The 17,406-nt window shown below is 69.9% G+C and carries 16 protein-coding genes; 9 read left to right on the top strand and 7 right to left on the bottom strand.

Going from position 1 to position 17,406, the window contains the following annotated elements:
* Window positions 1-80: 80 nt before the first annotated feature.
* Both AB0G74_RS18450 and AB0G74_RS18445 read right to left on the bottom strand, forming a co-directional pair.
* Window positions 81-692, bottom strand: a complete 612-nt coding sequence (locus tag AB0G74_RS18450; RefSeq protein WP_361147320.1) for a hypothetical protein — start codon at window positions 690-692, stop codon at window positions 81-83.
* A 162-nt stretch (window positions 693-854) separates the two neighbouring features.
* Complete coding sequence (locus AB0G74_RS18445) at window positions 855-1,295, bottom strand: MarR family winged helix-turn-helix transcriptional regulator (RefSeq protein WP_361147317.1); 441 nt, start codon at window positions 1,293-1,295, stop codon at window positions 855-857.
* 67 nt (window positions 1,296-1,362) lie between these two features.
* Between AB0G74_RS18445 and AB0G74_RS18440 the strand changes: the two genes are divergently transcribed.
* Window positions 1,363-1,737, top strand: a complete 375-nt coding sequence (locus AB0G74_RS18440) for a cupin domain-containing protein (protein WP_361147314.1) — start codon at window positions 1,363-1,365, stop codon at window positions 1,735-1,737.
* 191 nt (window positions 1,738-1,928) lie between these two features.
* Here the strand turns inward: AB0G74_RS18440 and AB0G74_RS18435 are convergent, their stop codons facing one another.
* Together AB0G74_RS18435 and AB0G74_RS18430 are read right to left on the bottom strand one after the other, a co-directional pair.
* A complete protein-coding gene (locus tag AB0G74_RS18435) occupies window positions 1,929-2,987 on the bottom strand; it encodes a hypothetical protein (RefSeq protein WP_361147311.1) in 1,059 nt (352 codons plus the stop codon).
* 158 nt (window positions 2,988-3,145) lie between these two features.
* The gene (locus AB0G74_RS18430; protein ID WP_361147308.1) at window positions 3,146-4,699 is read right to left on the bottom strand and encodes an alpha/beta fold hydrolase; all 1,554 of its coding nucleotides are present in this window, start codon (window positions 4,697-4,699) and stop codon (window positions 3,146-3,148) included.
* A 252-nt stretch (window positions 4,700-4,951) separates the two neighbouring features.
* On the opposite strand from AB0G74_RS18430, the gene AB0G74_RS18425 reads away from it, so the two are divergent.
* On the top strand, window positions 4,952-5,611 hold the full coding sequence (locus tag AB0G74_RS18425; RefSeq protein ID WP_361147304.1) for a dihydrofolate reductase family protein: 660 nt from the start codon (window positions 4,952-4,954) through the stop codon (window positions 5,609-5,611).
* Here AB0G74_RS18425 and AB0G74_RS18420 read toward each other — a convergent pair.
* On the bottom strand, window positions 5,580-6,977 hold the full coding sequence (locus AB0G74_RS18420; protein ID WP_361147301.1) for a HAMP domain-containing sensor histidine kinase: 1,398 nt from the start codon (window positions 6,975-6,977) through the stop codon (window positions 5,580-5,582). The two genes, AB0G74_RS18425 and AB0G74_RS18420, sit on opposite strands and share 32 nt — an antisense overlap.
* On the bottom strand, window positions 6,974-7,636 hold the full coding sequence (locus AB0G74_RS18415; RefSeq protein WP_361147298.1) for a response regulator transcription factor: 663 nt from the start codon (window positions 7,634-7,636) through the stop codon (window positions 6,974-6,976). Before AB0G74_RS18415 ends, AB0G74_RS18420 begins: the two co-directional genes overlap by 4 nt.
* A 211-nt stretch (window positions 7,637-7,847) precedes the next feature.
* Here AB0G74_RS18415 and AB0G74_RS18410 point away from each other — a divergent pair, with 211 nt between their 5' ends.
* Together AB0G74_RS18410 and AB0G74_RS18405 are read left to right on the top strand one after the other, a co-directional pair.
* The gene (locus tag AB0G74_RS18410; RefSeq protein ID WP_361147295.1) at window positions 7,848-9,302 is read left to right on the top strand and encodes an ABC transporter permease; all 1,455 of its coding nucleotides are present in this window, start codon (window positions 7,848-7,850) and stop codon (window positions 9,300-9,302) included.
* Window positions 9,303-9,305: 3 nt separating this feature from the next.
* Window positions 9,306-9,995 carry an ABC transporter ATP-binding protein gene (locus AB0G74_RS18405; protein WP_361147292.1) on the top strand — a complete coding sequence of 230 codons (690 nt, stop codon included), beginning with the start codon at window positions 9,306-9,308 and terminating at the stop codon, window positions 9,993-9,995.
* A 198-nt stretch (window positions 9,996-10,193) separates the two neighbouring features.
* Here the strand turns inward: AB0G74_RS18405 and AB0G74_RS18400 are convergent, their stop codons facing one another.
* Entirely contained in the window at window positions 10,194-10,529 is a 336-nt protein-coding gene (locus AB0G74_RS18400; RefSeq protein WP_361147289.1) for a hypothetical protein, read from the bottom strand.
* A gap of 956 nt (window positions 10,530-11,485) precedes the next feature.
* On the opposite strand from AB0G74_RS18400, the gene AB0G74_RS18395 reads away from it, so the two are divergent.
* From AB0G74_RS18395 to AB0G74_RS18375, 5 genes are all read left to right on the top strand, one after another.
* Window positions 11,486-12,544, top strand: coding sequence for a BMP family ABC transporter substrate-binding protein (locus tag AB0G74_RS18395; RefSeq protein ID WP_361147286.1), 1,059 nt, complete (start codon window positions 11,486-11,488; stop codon window positions 12,542-12,544).
* Window positions 12,545-12,857: 313 nt separating this feature from the next.
* Window positions 12,858-14,474 carry an ABC transporter ATP-binding protein gene (locus AB0G74_RS18390; RefSeq protein ID WP_361147470.1) on the top strand — a complete coding sequence of 539 codons (1,617 nt, stop codon included), beginning with the start codon at window positions 12,858-12,860 and terminating at the stop codon, window positions 14,472-14,474.
* Window positions 14,471-15,613, top strand: a complete 1,143-nt coding sequence (locus AB0G74_RS18385) for an ABC transporter permease (protein WP_361147283.1) — start codon at window positions 14,471-14,473, stop codon at window positions 15,611-15,613. Before AB0G74_RS18390 ends, AB0G74_RS18385 begins: the two co-directional genes overlap by 4 nt.
* Window positions 15,610-16,896 carry an ABC transporter permease gene (locus AB0G74_RS18380; protein ID WP_361147280.1) on the top strand — a complete coding sequence of 429 codons (1,287 nt, stop codon included), beginning with the start codon at window positions 15,610-15,612 and terminating at the stop codon, window positions 16,894-16,896. Before AB0G74_RS18385 ends, AB0G74_RS18380 begins: the two co-directional genes overlap by 4 nt.
* Complete coding sequence (locus AB0G74_RS18375) at window positions 16,893-17,342, top strand: cytidine deaminase (protein ID WP_361147278.1); 450 nt, start codon at window positions 16,893-16,895, stop codon at window positions 17,340-17,342. The genes AB0G74_RS18380 and AB0G74_RS18375 overlap by 4 nt, the downstream gene beginning before the upstream one ends.
* Window positions 17,343-17,406 lie beyond the last annotated feature (64 nt).

The raw sequence follows: 17,406 nt of genomic DNA, 5'->3' as shown, positions 1-17,406 counted from the left end.
AAGTTTCCCGGGGCGGGGCTCCTGCTCGCGCAGAAAGAATTCCATCTGCGCACTCGGGGCGCTAGATAGCTTCGACTCGGCTAAATCGGAACGTCAAACCCGAGCGCGGTCGAGTACTTGCTCGCCCAACTCTTGGCCGATTTGAGAATCTCAAGAGATCTCCCATTCGACAGGCGAATCGAATCACCTTGCAACGTGGAGAGGATTTGAGATTCCAGGTCGACTTCGCCGATATCGCGCGCCAAGATCAGCGCTTGCGCAAGCCGAGCCGGGTAATTTGCGATGGGGAGCCATGTGTACAGATCCCCTCGGTGCACGTCCTCCGACGAGCAAAGCAGTGCACACAGGTCAGCTCGGTCGATTACGAACTGGCCTGCTCGTCCCAGCCCTTCCTGGAGAAAGTCGGCCAGCAAGGAATCGGCAGTCATCGGCCATGGAATAGAGTTCTGCGAGCTGCGAACAGGAACAGACAACCCACCATACTCCGACATCAACGCGCCGAACTTGGCGTCGCCGATGTGAAGGTCCCAGGTCAGCGCTCCAGTGGTGTCTTTCCAAACCCAGACACGATAACTGAGATCGCCTGCTTCCCAGCGGGCCTCACCTTTGCGTGACACGGACGCCGCCGCAGGCACAGCACCCACCTCGATCGCCTTACGAAGAACGCCGGGAGCGGTCACATTCCTGGCCATCCGACTGTCACCACCTTGTCCATCTAAGTGATCAGCTCCAGAAGTCCTTCGGGGGTTGCGGGGTCCACGACTTGCTGCGCATCGTCGACATGGGATGCGTAAATCCGTTGCCCTGGCTCCTCCTTGGTGACCCGCGGTAGTCCAGGCCGATGACTTACTGGCTTACCAGGCGGGGCGGATCGGCCCCTGTGGGGTAAGCCGGGTCAGGTCGGCGACAAGTTCACTGAAGCGCGCCTCGCCCAGCGCCTCTCGCCATGGTGCGACGGCAGCCTGGGCCGCCTGGTCGGCGGCGCGCGTGGCGGCCCGGCCGGCCTCGGTCAGGCCCAAGAGCCGGGCGCGGGCGTCGTGGGGGTGTGGATGCCGGGCTACGTACCCCTTGCGGACCAGCTCCTCGACCAGCTGGGCGGCGGCCTGCTTGGTCACCCCCAGGTGCTCGGCCAGGTCGGCCGTAGTGGCGCCGCCCAGGGAGATACGGGCGAAGGCGAAGCCGTGTGCAGGCCGTAGGTCCTCGAATCCCTGCTGGGACACGCGAGCGTGGATCTCCTGCACCAACTGTCCGGAGAGTGCCAGCACAAGTGCGGAGAAGGCTAGAGCGTCATCCATGGCTTGACTATAACTCGTCAAGCTGCTTGTCTTTATGGACAAGTTTCTTGTCTATAGGGGGGCTGGCGTGTCCTTCATCCGCAGTGACGAGGCCGTCGTGCACGAGATCCACGGTGCCCGCTTCGTTTCCTACGTCCGTCCGGGCACGGGCAGCCGGGACCTGGCCGCCTGGCGCGGCGAGATCCCGGCCGGAACAGTGGGTCCGGCCCACGTGATCAGTCACGAGGAAACGTTCTACGTTCTGTCCGGTCGCCTCCGGCTTACCATCGGCGGCGAGAGCGCCGAACTCGGCGTCGGTGACGCAGCCGTGGCTCCGGCAGGCTCCGAGCTGGCGGTTGCCAATACCACCGACCAGCCCGCGCACATGTGGGTCACTACACGGGTCGGGCTCAGCGCCAAGCTGGCCGACGGCAGCACCATCACGCCGCCCTGGACTCGTTAGACCAACAGAGGGCCGGTGGTCACGCTTCCCAGGCCAGCGCCGGGCAGGGTGTTCTCGGGATCCCGGACGAGTGTCTGCGTCTTGGCGTCGGCTCCGGTGCCCGTGGTGAGGGTGACGGTGTTTCCGGCCGCGTCGTAGGTGTGACTCGTGGTGGGCCGGGGTGGGGTCGGCGGGTGTGGTCGAGGTACCCGTCAGGAAAACGTGCGGACGAAGACGTCCGGTTTGCCGTTGGTGTCGCCGGGGACGATGTTGTCCGCCGAGGACTGGAAGACCACATCGCGGCCACCGGCGCCGACCGAGTCGACCTCGGCCGTGGCGGGTTCGGTCGAGACCGTTCTGTCCGTGGCCTTCGGGAGGTCGCGCAGGACGAGGGACGGGCCGCCGGTGGTGTTGGGGGCGTGGAGGAGATAGCGGCCCGTGGGGTCGATGGCCAGGCCCCGGACGTTCGGCACCAGTTGGGCGGTGCCGGAAGCGATGTCGTGGACGTAGGTGTCCGGGCCCGATACGTAGACGACCTTGGTGCCGTTGTCGCTGAGCTGGACCAGTGACGCGCTGGTGGCCGGGCCTTCGAGCGGGCCCGAGGTGGTGCCGGTGGTGCGGTCGTGGAGGTAGACGCCCTCCGTCTGGTAGGAGAGGTCCTGGTAGGCGACATAGCGGCCGTCGCCGCTGATGGACGGTCGGGCGGGCGCTGAGCTGTTGAGGGACGCGATGGTCTGGAAACCGCCGTCGCGGTCCGAGATCACGACGTTCCGGAGCAGCCCGGTTCGCAGGGCGCCGAAGGCGAGATAGCGGCCGTCCGTACTGAGCGACGGCTGGTTGCAGCGACCGCAGATGACGGGGAGCAGGCCCAGGTTGAGCGAATGCTGCCGGATCCGTTGGGAGGACATGCCCTGGGCCGGGGCGTTGGCGGCTACCTGTCTGCCGTCGCCGCTGATCGCCGGGGTCCAGCCCTCGGTCAGGGGCTCCGTCCTGGTTTGGCCTGTCAGGCGGTCGTGGACGTACACCTCGTTGCCGCTCTGCGGCGGGGCGTTCCTGAGCGATGTGAAGACGACGCTGCGGCCGTCGGGGGTGATCGAGGCGGCGCCGTAGCCGTCGTCGGTCGCGACGCTGATCCTCGTAACAGTGGAGGCGGTGGTGGTGGAGGCGGTGGCGGCCGTGGGTGTGACGGCCGCCAGCGCCCAGACCACCACCGCCGTGCTCAGGGCGGCCCGCATACGTCCGGTGGTGCTCAGGTTCGCGTTTACCCTCATCTTCCCCCCAGCAAGGACACGGTTTCTCCTCCAGATCTCCACTGGAGGGCCGTCAAGCATGGAACCGCTGGGGAATTGAGGAGTCAATGCGTCACCCGGCGTAGGCGCGACATCCCGTCACCTTCTCCGGAGGCGCAACGGGTCAGCGGGTCGGCGGGTCAGCGGGGCATCGGGGTCTGCCAGGACGGGGTGAACCGGTCGGTCGTCCGGGAGCCGGGCGAGTTCGGGGCGCAGGTGAGGTCGCGCTCGGGGAGCTTGCCGGTGACCAGGTAGTCGGTGGTCGCCTTGTCCGCGCAGGCGCTGCGGCCCATGCCGTAGACGGCATGGTCCTCGCCGTTCTCGACCAGGAGCATCCGGGAGCCCTTCATATCCGCGCGCAAGCCCTTGGCCTGGGACAGCGGGGTCTGGGCGTCCCACTCGTTCTGGACGATCAGCGCGCCCACGGAGTTCCTCACCTCGGTCGGCGGCTCGACCGGCTCGTCCTTCCAGAAGGAGCAGGGGGTGGTGCCCGAGGCGTAGTCGCCGTAGAGGGGATAACGGGCCTTGGCGCGGCGGGCGTCGGCGCGGTACGTCGCCACACTCTTCGGCCAGCTCGCGTCCGCGCAGGTGATGGCCCAGCTGGCCGACATATCGTCGGTGCCGACCTCCGCGCTCGGGAGGTCGTCGGACGGGAACTCCTCGTAGGGGCGGCCCGCCGCCACCTGGCGCAGATTGTCGACCAGCTTCGTGGCGGTCCGTACGGTGTCGAAGCGGTACCACAGGGCGTTGCGGAGTCCGTCGCCGTCGAGGGTGCCTCCTTCCAGGCGGAGGGGCTTGCGGTCCGCCGCCGCGATCAGCCTCCAGAAGGAGGCGCGGACCTTCGCCGGGGTGTCGCCGAGCCGGTGCAGTTCCGGGTGGCGGGCGGCCCAGCGCGTCCAGCGGTCGAGCTGCCGGTGCGACTCCGAGCCCCACGCCAGCCACTCGCCCCGCCAGGCGTCCTTCGGGTCGACGGCGCTGTCGAGGACGATCCGGCCGGAGCGCTCGGGGAACATCTGCGTATAGACCGCGCCCAGATAAGTCCCGTAGGACCAGCCCAGGTAGTGGGTCTTCCGCTCGCCCAGCGCCGCGCGGACCGCGTCCATGTCCCGGGCGGTGTTACGGGTGGTGAAGTGGCGCAGATCGTCCCCGTACTTCGCCGCGCACTTCTCGGCGAAGCTCCGGTTCAGGGCCACACCCCGGTCGAAGCCGCCCTTCGCGTACGGATAGAGGGTCTGCTGCTCCTCCGGTGTCAGCCCGCAGCTGATCGGGGCGCTGCGGCCCACTCCCCGGGGGTCGATCGCGATCCGGTCGTACCGGTCCTTCAGCGCGCCGGGAAGCATCGCCTCCAGCATGGGCGTCATACCGACCGCCTCGCCGCCGGGGCCGCCCGTGTTGAGCATCAGCGACCCGATCCGTTCGGCCGGGTTCGCGGCCGGTATCCGGGCGATCTCGATGCCGAGCTTCTTTCCGTTCGGCTCGCGGTAGTCCAGCGGCACGGTGACCGTGGCGCAGCGCACATCGGCCGGGGTCGGGTGGTCGGGGTCCGGCGGGATGTCGCACGTCCGCCAGTCGAGGGAGGCCGGGGCCGGTGACTGCTGTCGCGCAGGGGGTTCGGCCGCCGTGGCGGGGGACACGGCGAGCGCGCCCGTGAGGACGCCCAACGCCAAGGCGGGGGTGAGATATTTCGACCTCATAATTCCTGACTCCTGGTGAACAACCGGATAGGGCAGGGGGGTTCGTGATGTGCCCGAGTTCCCGAGCATGTCGCTCCGTACCCTTCCGTCACATCCGTCCCCGGAGGTCGATCCGGGTACCTCTGCGGTCGCACCCCGGCGGTCCCGGTCAGCCCGTGGCACGAGCGCGTCCCGGCCACACCCTGTCCGGAAAAAGGGGCGGGAAAGTTCGGCGCGGGATGTCGAGAACCGGGAACCGGATCCGTCATACCGGTGAGAGCGCCGACCGCGAGCGTCGGCACCACCCGGACGAGAACGAAGGAGAACGGCACCATGGGCAAGGTCGTCACCGGAGCCACGATGTCCCTGGACGGTTTTATCGCCGGACCCGACGACAGCGGCTTCGACCTGCTGTTCCAGTGGTACGGCAACGGGGACGTCGAGATCCCCACGGCCAGCCCCGACGTACCGCCGCTACGGCTCTCGGCGGCCAGCGCCGAGGTGGTCCGGCGGGAGTGGGCGAACACCGGCGCGCTGGTCGTCGGCCGCCACCTCTACGACCTGACGAAGGCATGGGGCGGGCGCCATCCGATGGACGTGACCACGGTTCTGCTCACCCATGAGCGCCCGGCCGACCGTCCCGAGGACGACGAGAACTTCGTGGTCGTCACCGAGGGCATCGAGGCGGCCGTGGCCAGGGCCCGGGAACTGGCGGGGGAGGAGGACGTCGTGGTCAACGGGGGCGAGATGGCCCGGCAGGCGCTGGACGCCGGGCTGCTGGACGAGGTCGGGATCGCGCTCGTCCCGGTCGTCCTCGGCCGGGGCAAGACCCTCTTCGGCGAGCCGGGCGGCGGTCCGGTGAGCTTCGACGGGCCCTTCGAGGTCGTCCAGGGCACCGGCGTCACTCATCTGCGGTACCGGATCGGCAACTGAGGCGTACGGCCCCGGGCCCGGTGGACGACGGGACCGGCGGCAGTACGGCGCGTACCGTCAGTCCGCCGCCGGGATTGGGCCGGGCGGTCACCGTGCCGTGGTGGGCGTCGACGATCGAGCGGACGATGGCCAGCCCCAGCCCGTGGCCCGAGCGGTCGCTGCCGACCCGCGACCGCTGCCGGTAGAACGGCTCGAAGACCCGCCCGGCGACCACCGCGTCGACCATCGGCCCGGTGTTCGCCACCTCGATCACCGTCTCCCCCTCGGCCGCGCCCCGGCGAACCACGAGCCGGACCGTACCGCCGGGCTCGTTGTAGCCGAGGGCGTTGTCGAGCAGATTGAGCAGCAGCTGACGGAGCAGGGTCGCGTTTCCGGGGACCGTACGGCCCGGTTCGGTGTCCACGGTCAGCCGCAGCCCCGCCGAAGCCGCCCGGGCGGCGCGTTCGGCGGCGGCGGACTCGGCGAGGGCCGTGAGATCGACCGGCTCGGGGTCGAACGGGGTGTGGTCGGCCGCCGCCAGATCGAGCAGCGCCTCGACGATGGTGATGTTCCGTTCGTTGGTCTCCACCAGCATCGGCACCAGCTCGGCGAACTCCTCGCCACCGGGGTCGTCCGCCGCGATCTGGAGCACCGCGCGGGTCGTCGCCAGCGGGGTCAGCAACTCGTGCGAGGCATTGGCCGCGAACCGGCGGTGCGCGGCGAAGGACTCCTCCAGCCGGGCCAGCATGGTGTCGAAGGTGTCCGCGAGCGACTTCAGTTCGTCCGGCGGGCCCGCCGCCCTGATCCGGTACTGCAACTGGCCGTCGGCGGCCCGCGCGGCGACCCGGCCGATGGTGCCGAGCGGGGCGAGCAGGCGTTTCGACAGCCGCCAGCCGACGGCCAGACCGATCGCCGTCACCAGCAGCAGACCGGCGACCGACAGCCACAGCAGGGCGCTCCAGACGTCCTCCTTGCTGCGGATCGAGCCGTCCGCGTCCACCGGCGCTCCGGCCCGCACCTCGGGCGGGGCGCTGACCTCGGGGAACGGCGCGCCGGTGTCGGGCGACGACGGCTGGAGGAGGGCGCTGTCCGGGACGACGACCGTGTCCCGGAAGTCGTACGTCGGGACGAACCGCATCCCGGCGTAGATCACGGCCACCATCAGGAGGGCCGAGACGATCAGCGCGCCCGCGAAGCCGAGAAAGAGGCGGACATGGATGCTCCGGGTCCGGATCCGGGCGGCGGGGGCCGTCCGGGTGCCCCGAGCGGGTCCGGCGGTCCGACCCGTCCCGGCGGTCCGAGCGGTCCCGGTCGTCCGGGGCTCCCGGGTGGACCCGGTCGTTCCGTCCGTCCGGGCGGGCTCGCCGCGCCCCGCGCGCCGGATCATTCCGTGCCCAGGTAGTAGCCGGCGCTGATCGCCGTCCGCACCAGTTGGGGTTCCCCGAGCTTACGGCGCAGGGTGTGGACGACCAGCCGGACCGCGTTGGTCATCGGATCGGTCTCCGCGTCCCACGCCTTGTCCAGCAGATACTCGGCGCTCAGCACCCCGCCGTCGGCCCGCATCAGCAGCTCCAGCACCGCCAGTTCCTTCGGCGCGAGCCGGATCTCCAGGCCCGAGCGCAGAACCCGGCGGCGATGGGTGTCGAAGGTCAGATCGGCGAAGCCGAGCACCGGCGGATGGGCCATGGGCGTACGCCGGTACAGCGCCCGCAGCCGGGCCACGAGTTCGGGGAAGTCGAACGGCTTCGCCAGATAGTCGTCCGCGCCCAGGCCCAGGCCCTCCACCTTGTCGCCCAGCCGCCCGGCGGCGGTCAGCATCAGCACCCGGCACGCCAGGTCCATGCCGATGATCCGGCGGCAGACCTCGTCGCCGTGGACCCCGGGCAGATCACGGTCCAGGACGACGGCGTCGTAGTCGTAGACCGCCAGTTTCTCCAGGGCGTCCGCCCCGTCGTGGACGACATCGGCCGCGATCGACTCGCGGCGCAGCCCGATCTGAATCACCCGGGCCATGTACCGCTCGTCCTCGACTACCAGTACGCGCACGATCGCGGCCCTTTCCCGTTTGCCATTCCTGTGAATGTCCGGGGGCCGTACGGCGCGATCGCCCCCGCCTCCCACACCTATCAGAGCTGGTATGTGAACCGTGTATGAGCGACCGTCAGAGCCTGTCATCCGGCAAACACCGTTCACAACGGGGCCCGGCTACGTTCGTCAACGGATTGTGAATTCACCGGGCAGGGAGTTGTCCTCCGTAATGAATCTCTTCAAACGGGCGTGGTGGCGGCTGACCGGCCACCTCGGGAAAACCGCGATACTGGTCGGCCTCTTCACCGTCATCTCCACCCTGGTGCTCTCCGGATTCCTCATCAGATCCGCCGCGGCCCGGGCCGCCGACGACGCCAAGAAGACCGTCGGCGCGGTCGCCACCATGCGGCTGGACATCAACGCCCTCATCAACTCGGGGAAATCACCGGAGCCCCAGGGCGACCGGGCCGGGGGGATCGGGCCCGCCGGTGAACTCCGCCGCGGTCTGGTCGACAAGATCTGCGCGTCGCCGGTACTCAAGGGCTGCAACTACACGATGGAGTCCGTGGCCCTGCCCGGCGGCGGCGCGAAAATGTACATCCCGGTACCGCCGCCGAACGGAAAGCAGAGCGAGGGCCCCGACTTCCTCAGCGTCGACGGCGTACGCGACCAGCGGCTGGTGGCCGCGTTCCGGAACGGCGACGCGAAAATGGTGGCCGGGCGGGGAATCGGCCCGAAGAGCGGGAGCGACGAAGTCGTGGTCGAGCGGCGGCTCGCCCAGGAGAACCGGTGGAAGGTCGGCGACCGGATCGAACTGAAAGTCGGAATGACCCAGCCCGGCCGGAAGAAGAACGAGAAGGAGTACGGGTTCAGGGTCGTCGGCATCTACACCAGCGGCACCGTCGACACCGGACGTCACATACCGGCCATGCTGGACCCGGCGAACCGGATCTACGCCAGCCCCGACGGCGCCACCGTCCTCTTCGACAAGGAACTCGGCGCCGGGGGCGGTGAGGTCATGCAGGCCACCTTCACCCTGGCCGACCCGGCGGACATGGGCCGGCTGAAGAAGGACGCGAAGGCGGCCGGTGCCGATCTCGGCATCTTCCCGATCACCGTCAACGACAAGCAGTACCGGCAGCTCGTCGGGCCCATCGACAACACCGCCGACTTCGCCACCGTCACCGTCTGGCTCGTCGCCCTCGCCGGGACCGTGATCCTCGCCCTGATCGTCGCCTCGTCGCTCCGGGAACGCCGCAAGGAGCTGGGCATCCTGCTCGCCATCGGCGAGCGGAAACCCCGGCTGCTCGGCCAGCATCTGACGGAGGTCGCCGCCTGCGCCGTACTCGCGATCGGTATCGCGGCGGCGGGCAGCCAGTTCCTCTCCCGGACCGCCGGTGACCGGCTCCTGGCCGGAGAGGTGTCGTCGGCGAGGGAATCCGCCGGGAAAGCGGACCCCGCCGCCGACCCGAGCAACACCCTCGTGGGTCCGGGCGGCCCGGTGACCGTCGCCGACGACGAGCCGGAGACGGAGCCGGTCGACACCCTCGACGTCCGGCTCGGCACCGCCGACATCGCCAAGGTCGGCGCCACCGGACTCGGTATCGCCGCCCTGGCCGTAGTCGTCCCCGGCTTCCGCGTACTGCGGCTCCGGCCGCGCGACATCCTGACGAAGGGCGACTGACCGATGACCCCCACCCGAACCGGCACCCCGGTACTCGAACTCGTCGGCGTGACCCGCTCCTTCCGCAGCGGCCACCGCGAACGGACCGTACTCAAAGGCGTCACCCACGCCTTCGAACCCGGCCGGATGTACGCCGTCGTCGGCCCCTCCGGCAGCGGCAAGACGACCCTGCTCTCCCTGGCGGGCGGGCTCGACTCACCGACCTCGGGCACGGTCCGCTTCCAGGGCCGCGACATCACGGAGGTCGGCCTCGGCCACTACCGCAACCGCCATGTCGCCACCGTCTTCCAGTCGCTGAACCTGCTCACCTATATGACGGCGATCCAGAACATCACCGCCGCGATGGAGATCACCGGGGTACGGCGGGGCGCCCGGCGGCGGCGCGCGGCCGAACTCCTCGAACTGCTCGGGGTGGAGCCCGCCGAACACCACCGCAGGACCCTGCGGCTCTCCGGCGGACAGCAGCAGCGGGTCGCGATCGCCCGCGCCCTCGCCTGCGAGGTCGACATCCTCTGCGCCGACGAACCCACCGGCAGCCTCGATCACGAGACGGCGGGCGGGATCATCGAGGTGTTCCGGCAGCTGGCGCACGACGAGGGCAAGTGCGTGGTCGTGGTGACCCACTCCCGGGAGGTCGCGGACGCCTCGGACGAGGTACTCCACCTGAAGCGGGGCAAGCTGGGCACCCGGTAGCGGCGGGGGCGCGGGCCGCCGCGGGGTGCCGTACGGGGTCGCGTACGGCTCCGGAGACGTACGGGCCCGGCGCCGTACGCCTCGGATGCCGTACGGCCCGGCACGCGCGGGCCCTCGTACCACCCCCGTACGCGCCGGAGGGCGCCCGCACGCCACGCGGGCGCCCTCCGGCAACAACCGTCCCGGGTCCCGGCCGGGTCAGCGGAAGTCGGTGGTGACCCGGGACGGCACCTCAAGGCTGGGACAGTAGGCCACGGACCGCTTGCTGTTGTGGACCCAGGCGCCGTAGAACACCCGGCCCGCCGCGTCGCACCAGATCTCCACCCGCACACGCTGGGTCGGGCCGAGGCCCGTGCACTCCGTCCAGCCGTACTTCTCCGAGCCGCCCCCGATACCCCGGGAGCAGTCGACGGCGGCGGGCGAGACCGAACCCGAGTCCACGGGAGCGGTCGCGGCCGAGGCCGTGGGGCCGAACGCGACAACACTGGCGGCGGCCGTCAGGCCGACGAAGGTCTGCTTCACGATATTGCGCACAACGCCTCCGAAAGGTAGGGGCGGAGCCGCACCGCTTTCGGTATCCGATGGGATCCCGGAAGCGGTGAACGGCTCCAGGTGTTCCGCGGTGGCCAGGTTTTATCAACGGCCCGGACCCGGTCACAAGGAGACGCCGGGCTATTACCCCGTGTTCGTCCCGGATATCACCGGCCCCGGCGGGCGCCGTTATCTCCGAAGCCGCTCCGGCCAGCGGTTTCCCGGCGTTCCGGCAAACCTTCCGCACGGAATCTCCGCAGGTGATCCCGGGGTGATCGGCCCCGGCGGCGGGGCGTGATCGGCCACCCGGGGCCACTCGGGGGCCACCCGGATTTCCCGGAGACCGCCCGCCGGAACGATCCCGCCGACTTGCCGGGGTTCGACCCGCCCGGAATCCCGGAGCGGCAGCCGGGGAACCCCGTCGCCCCGCGCCCCTCGACCGCCACGGAATATCGCACCGGTGATGCGGCCGGTGATAACGCCGGAGACGGCAATAGCAGACGGCTCTTACCGCGGCATTCGCGACAGTGGGGCGCGGGCGGGGCGCGGGCCCCGCCGGGCGAATGATTCCGGCCAGATTCGCCGCCGCCCCGGAGGCCCCGGAAGCCGCCGGACACCCCCGCTGGGCGGCCCCGGACCCCGCCCGGGGCCCGTCCGGCCCTCGTCCGGAGCCCGCGGCGCCCCCCTCCGTACCCCCGCCCCGCCCACCCCGGCCGACCCGCCGATCCCTTCCGTCCCCGGCGCCCCGAAACCCCTCCCGTGCCTCGTCAGTCCTGGTCCCGGGCCCCTTCCCGGGGCCCCGCTGCGTCACCGGGCGGTCACCGGTCCCGGGCGGTAAACGCGACGATCCGATAACGACTCATGAACAGGTCTTTAACTGACATCTACGCGCGTTACGATCGCGGCGAAACCAGCGCCGGAAGAGGCGCTTTCGGTCAGTCTCGAAGGGACCCCTCCTCTTGCGCCGGGTATCCAAGATCACCGCCGCGGGCTTCACCGCCGCGGCCCTCGCCCTCACGGCCACCGCGTGCGGCGAGTCCTCCACCGACTCCAACTCCTCCAGCTCCTCCAGCGCCGGTACCGCCGGGAAGCTGAAGGTCGGCGCGGCGTACGACGTCGGCGGCCGGGGGGACAACTCCTTCAACGACTCCGCCGCGCGCGGGCTGGACAAGGCCAAGGCCGAGCTGGGCGCCGAGGTCAAGGAGCTGACCGCCAAGCACGGCGAGACGCCCGCCGACCGCGAGGCCCGCCTCGCGTCGCTGGCCGAGGGCGGCTACAACCCCGTCGTCGCCGTCGGCTTCGCCTACAAGGACGCCATCGACAAGATCGCGCCCAAGTTCCCGAAGACCACCTTCGGCCTGGTCGACTCGGTCTCCGAGGCGAAGAACGTCGACAACATCGTCTTCACCGAGGAGCAGGGCTCCTACCTCGCGGGTGTCGCCGCGGCCCTGAAGTCCAAGGACGGCAAGGTCGGCTTCATCGGTGGTGTGGACCTCCCGCTGATCAAGAAGTTCGCGGCCGGTTTCCAGCAGGGCGTCAAGGAGACCAACCCGAAGGCGACCGTCCAGATCCAGTACCTGTCCACCGGTACGGACCTGTCCGGCTTCGGCAGCCCCGACAAGGGCAAGGCCGCCGCCCAGGGCATGCTCGACAAGGGCATCGACGTGGTCTACGCGGCCGCGGGCGGCTCCGGCGCCGGCGCCATCGAGGCCGTCGCGGCCAAGAAGGGCGCCTGGGCCATCGGTGTCGACTCCGACCAGGCCAAGGACCCGGCCCTGTCGAAGTACGCCGCCTCCATCCTGACCTCGGTCGTCAAGAACGTCGACACCGGCGTCTTCGAGCTGGCCAAGTCCGTCAAGGACGGCAAGCCGCTGACCGGCACGCACACCTACTCGCTCGCCGAGGACGGCGTGAGCCTGGTGCAGACCGGCGGTCACCTGAAGGACATCCAGGCGAAGCTGGACGAGGCGAAGAAGAAGATCGTCGACGGCACCATCAAGGTCAAGACCACCATCTGACCCGAGCCGTCTGATCAGGGCCCGGACGAGCGGCCGAGCCGCTCCTCCGGGCCCTGATCCACGAGGCAGCCCGCCGCCCGGATCCGTGACCCCGGGCGGACCCCGTTCCGCAACCCGGCCGGGGCCCCTGTTCCGTACGAGGGAAGGGCCCCGTTCCGTACCCCGGAACGGGGCCGGGCCGCCTCTTGAGCGACTTGGCGGCGCTACGCGCGTAGCGTCTGCCGTGGACCGCGAATCACGGTAGTTTTCGCCACCACACCCCCGCTCGTCCGCCCCCGCCCCCGCTCCGCCTCCTGCCCAGGGAGAGTGCGCCATCAACGCGTCCAGCAGCCCCCATGCCGTAGAGCTCCGCGGCATCACCAAACGATTCCCCGGAGTCGTGGCCAACCACGACATCGACATCACCGTCCGCCGGGGCACCGTCCACGCCCTGATCGGCGAGAACGGCGCCGGGAAGTCCACCCTGATGAAGATCCTCTACGGCATGCAGAAGCCGGACGAGGGCACCATCACGGTCGACGGCGAAGAGGTCTCCTTCTCCAGCCCCGGCGACGCCATCGCCCGCGGCATCGGCATGGTGCACCAGCACTTCATGCTCGCCGACTATCTGACCGTCCTGGAGAACGTGGTCCTCGGCTCCGAGAAGCTGTACGGCATCGGAGACCGCGCCCGCGCCAAGATCAAGGAGATCTCGGACGCGTACGGACTGGGGATCAGGCCCGATGCCCATGTCGAGGACCTCGGTGTCGCCGACCGCCAGCGGGTGGAGATCCTCAAGGTCCTCTACCGGGGCGCCCGGACCCTGATCTTCGACGAGCCGACCGCCGTCCTGGTGCCCCAGGAGGTCGACGCCCTCTTCGACAACCTGCGCGAGCTCAAGGCCGAGGGCCTGACCGTCATCTTCATCTCGCACAAGCTGGGCGAGGTGCTCTCCGTCGCCGACGACATCACCGTCATCCGGCGCGGCACCACCGTCGGCACCGCCGACCCGGCGAACACCACGGTCAAGCAGCTCGCCGAGCTGATGGTCGGCAGTGAGCTGCCGTCGCCCGAGACCCGTGAGTCGACCGTCACCGACGTCCCGATGCTCACGGTCGAGAAGCTGCGGCTGACCGCCACCGACCCCGACGGCGTGGTCCGCGCGGTCCTCGGCGGGATCGACTTCACCATCCACAAGGGTGAGGTCCTGGGCATCGCCGGAGTCGAGGGCAACGGCCAGTCGGAACTGGTCGAGGCCATCATGGGCATGCGGAACCCGGACGCCGGGACCGTCACCCTCGACGGCGCCGACATCACCCACACCCCCACCCGGAAGCGGCGCGAGGACGGCCTCGGGGTGATCCCCGAGGACCGGCACCGGCACGGGCTGCTGCTGGAAGCCCCGCTGTGGGAGAACCGGATCCTCGGCCATGTCACCGAGAAGCCCAACAGCAGGGGCGCGTTCCTCGACATCAAGGGCGCCCGGGCCGACACCGAGCGGATCGTCCGCGAGTACGACGTCCGTACCCCCGGGATCGACGTCACCGCGGCCTCCCTCTCCGGCGGCAACCAGCAGAAGCTGATCGTCGGCCGGGAGATGAGCCACCGGCCGAAGCTGCTGATCGCCGCCCACCCCACCCGTGGTGTGGACGTCGGCGCGCAGGCCCAGATCTGGGACCAGATCCGGGAGGCCCGCCGTGAGGGCCTGGCCGTACTGCTGATCTCGGCCGACCTCGACGAGCTGATCGGGCTCTCCGACAGCCTCCGGGTGATGTACCGGGGCCGGCTGGTCGCGGACGCCGACCCCGCCACCATCACCCCGGAGGAGCTGGGCTCGGCCATGACCGGCGCGGCCAGCGGCCATCTGGAGCACACCGACGACGGCGGGCCGTCGGCCGCCGGCGAGACCCCCGCCGCCGGGCGCGACACCGACGGGGGAGAGGACCGATGAAGAAGTTCGACAAGGAGCGGGTGCTCCTGGGGCTCGCCGCCCCCCTGCTGGCGATCGTCGTCGCCTTCCTGGTCACGGCGCTGGTACTGGCCGCGACCGGCAAGGAGCCGTTCAACGCCTTCAGCATCATGTTCGACTACGGCACCAAGTCGGACAGCCAGGTCTACATCATCAACAAGGCCACGACGTACTACCTGGCCGGTATCGCGGTCGCCGTCGGCTTCCGGATGAACCTGTTCAATATCGGTGTCGACGGCCAGTACCGGCTCGCGGCCTTCTTCGCCGCCGCCCTCGGCGGCGCCCTCACCCTGCCCGGCCCGGTGCAGGTCCCGCTGATCATGCTCTGCGCCATGCTGGTCGGCGCCATGTGGGCCGGTATCGCCGGTGTCCTCAAGGTCACCCGCGGGGTGAGCGAGGTCGTCTCGACGATCATGCTCAACGCGATCGCCACCGCGATCATCGGCTATCTGCTCCAGCAGGGCAGGCTCGGCCACCTCGACCAGGCCGGGACCAAGATCTCCACCAAGCCGATCCCGGAGTCCTCGCACTTCTTCGAGTTCCCGACCAAGCCCGACCCGATCTGGGGCTTCGTCGTGATCGCGGTGATCGTCGGGGTCGCCTACTGGTTCACCCTCGCCCGTACCCGGTTCGGCTTCGATCTGCGGACCGTCGGCCAGTCCGGCTCCGCCGCCCAGGCCAGCGGTGTGAACGTGAAGAAGATGGTCGTCACGTCCATGCTGATCTCCGGCGCCGCCGCCGGACTCGTCGGCATGCCGACCCTGCTCAACGACAGCTACGAGTACAGCGGCGACTTCCCGGTCGGCATCGGCTTCACCGGTATCGCCATCGCCCTGCTCGGCCGCAACCACCCGGTCGGTATCGCGCTCGGCGCCCTGCTCTGGGCCTTCCTGGAGCGCGGCAGCGGCCAGCTGGAGTTCCAGGGGTACGACAAGGAGATCGTCGGCGTCATCCAGGGCGTCATCGTGCTCTGTGTCGTCATCGCGTACGAAGTGGTCCGCCGGTACGGCCTCAAGCGCCAGCAGCGGCAGGTCGGAGCCCGGCTCGCCGCCCAGGCGCGGGCCGCGGGCGACGGCAACAACGGCAACGGCAACACCGACAAGAAGGAGGTGTCGGCGTGACCGCCACGGCGACCACGACTCCGCCGCCCGCCGCGCCCAAGGTCGGCGGCAAGAGCGGACGCACCCGGCTCTCCTTCCCGATGGTCCTGCTGATCATCTCGGGCGCCCTGATCGCCCTCTCGGCGGTCCGGGTGATCTCCGGCGCCCAGGACATCACCTCGTCCGGCCAGATCAGCGCCGCGCTCTCGCTCGCCGTCCCGATCGGCCTGGCCGGTCTCGGCGGTCTGTGGGCCGAACGCGCGGGCGTCGTCAATATCGGCCTCGAAGGCATGATGATCCTCGGCACCTTCTTCGGTGCCTGGGCCGGCTGGCAGACCGATCCGTGGATCGGTGTCCTCGCGGGCGTCCTCGGCGGCATGTTCGGCGGACTCCTGCACGCCATCGCCACCGTCACCTTCGGTGTCGACCACATCATCTCCGGTATCGCGATCAACATCCTCGCGCTCGGGATCACCAGCTACTTCGCCAAGCTCTGGTTCAACAGCGGCGAGGCGTCCGCGAAGGGCGGCAGCCCCAAGCAGTCACCACCGTCCGACGACATCGGCACGGTCACCCTGCCCGGACTCTCCGATCTCTTCCGCACCATCGAGAAGAAGGAGTGGTTCTTCGTCTCGGACCTGGCGGGCATCCTCGGTGGCCTGGTCACCAATGTGTCGCTGCTGACGATCGTGGCGATCCTGCTCTTCGTCGGTACGTTCCTGGTGCTCTGGAAGACCGGTTTCGGCCTCCGCCTGCGGTCCTGCGGCGAGAACCCGATCGCCTCCGAGTCCCTCGGCGTCAACGTCTACAAGTACAAGTACATCGCGGTGATCATCTCCGGCGGTATGGCGGGCCTCGGCGGCGCCTTCCTCTCCCTGGTCACCTCGCACATCTACAACGAGGGCCAGACCGGCGGCCGGGGTTATATCGGCCTCGCCGCGATGATCTTCGGCAACTGGCGGCCCGGCGGACTCGCCATGGGCGCGGGCCTCTTCGGCTACTCCGACGCCCTCCAGCTCCGCAACGGCGGCCAGTCCGTACACGCCCTGCTGCTGGCCCTGGTCATCGGCCTGGTGGCGCTGGCGATCTGGAAGTACTACCGCAAGTCGCTCGTCCAGGCCGGTGCCAGTGCCGTGATCGCGGCCCTCGTCCTGGTCTGGTACCTCGGTACGGACACCGTGCCCACCGAGTTCGTCACCGCGACCCCGTACATCGTCACCCTGCTGGTGCTGTCGCTCTCCGCGCAACGCCTGCGAATGCCCAAGGCCGACGGTATGCGCTACCGAAAGGGCCAGGGCAAATGACGGCCCCGGCTCCCGGCGGCCCGGCGGGCGACCACCCGCCGGGCCCCGGGGGCACCCCGGACGCCTTCGACTGGGAGACCCTGCGGGGCCGGGCCCGCGAGGCCATGACCCACGCGTACGTCCCCTACTCCGGCTTCCCGGTCGGGGCCGCCGCCCGGACCACCGACGGCCGTACCGTCACCGGCTGCAATGTGGAGAACGCCTCCTACGGCCTCTCCCTCTGCGCCGAATGCGGCATGATCTCCCAGCTCCAGCTCACCGGCGGCGGGCGGCTGACCCACTTCAGCTGTGTCGACGGCGCGGGCGGCAGCCTGGTGCCGTGCGGCCGGTGCCGTCAGCTGCTCCACGAGTTCGGCGGCCCCGAACTGCTCCTGGACACCCCCGGGGGCATCGTGACCCTGGCCGAACTGCTGCCGCAGCCCTTCGGCCCGGCCCACCTCGCCTGAACAAGCGACGGCCTCTCCACCGGAACCCGGCGGAGGGGCCGCCTCGTTTCCCGGCCGGGGACCG

This window comes from Streptomyces sp. NPDC020875 (assembly GCF_040641415.1).
Taxonomy (GTDB): Bacteria; Actinomycetota; Actinomycetes; order Streptomycetales; family Streptomycetaceae; genus Streptomyces.
Note: the sequence above shows the minus strand (reverse complement) of the source record. Positions and strands in the feature narration are given on the sequence as shown.

Excerpts from the sequence above, each read along its gene's own strand:
- AB0G74_RS18420 (WP_361147301.1), bottom strand. The coding sequence starts at position 6,977 with ATGATCCGGCGCGCGGGGCGCGGCGAGCCCGCCCGGACGGACGGAACG.
- AB0G74_RS18410 (WP_361147295.1), top strand. The coding sequence starts at position 7,848 with ATGAATCTCTTCAAACGGGCGTGGTGGCGGCTGACCGGCCACCTCGGG.
- AB0G74_RS18375 (WP_361147278.1), top strand. The coding sequence starts at position 16,893 with ATGACGGCCCCGGCTCCCGGCGGCCCGGCGGGCGACCACCCGCCGGGC.
- AB0G74_RS18430 (WP_361147308.1), bottom strand. The coding sequence starts at position 4,699 with ATGAGGTCGAAATATCTCACCCCCGCCTTGGCGTTGGGCGTCCTCACG.
- AB0G74_RS18405 (WP_361147292.1), top strand. The coding sequence starts at position 9,306 with ATGACCCCCACCCGAACCGGCACCCCGGTACTCGAACTCGTCGGCGTG.
- AB0G74_RS18450 (WP_361147320.1), bottom strand. The coding sequence starts at position 692 with ATGGCCAGGAATGTGACCGCTCCCGGCGTTCTTCGTAAGGCGATCGAG.
- AB0G74_RS18435 (WP_361147311.1), bottom strand. The coding sequence starts at position 2,987 with ATGAGGGTAAACGCGAACCTGAGCACCACCGGACGTATGCGGGCCGCC.
- AB0G74_RS18385 (WP_361147283.1), top strand. The coding sequence starts at position 14,471 with ATGAAGAAGTTCGACAAGGAGCGGGTGCTCCTGGGGCTCGCCGCCCCC.
- AB0G74_RS18445 (WP_361147317.1), bottom strand. The coding sequence starts at position 1,295 with ATGGATGACGCTCTAGCCTTCTCCGCACTTGTGCTGGCACTCTCCGGA.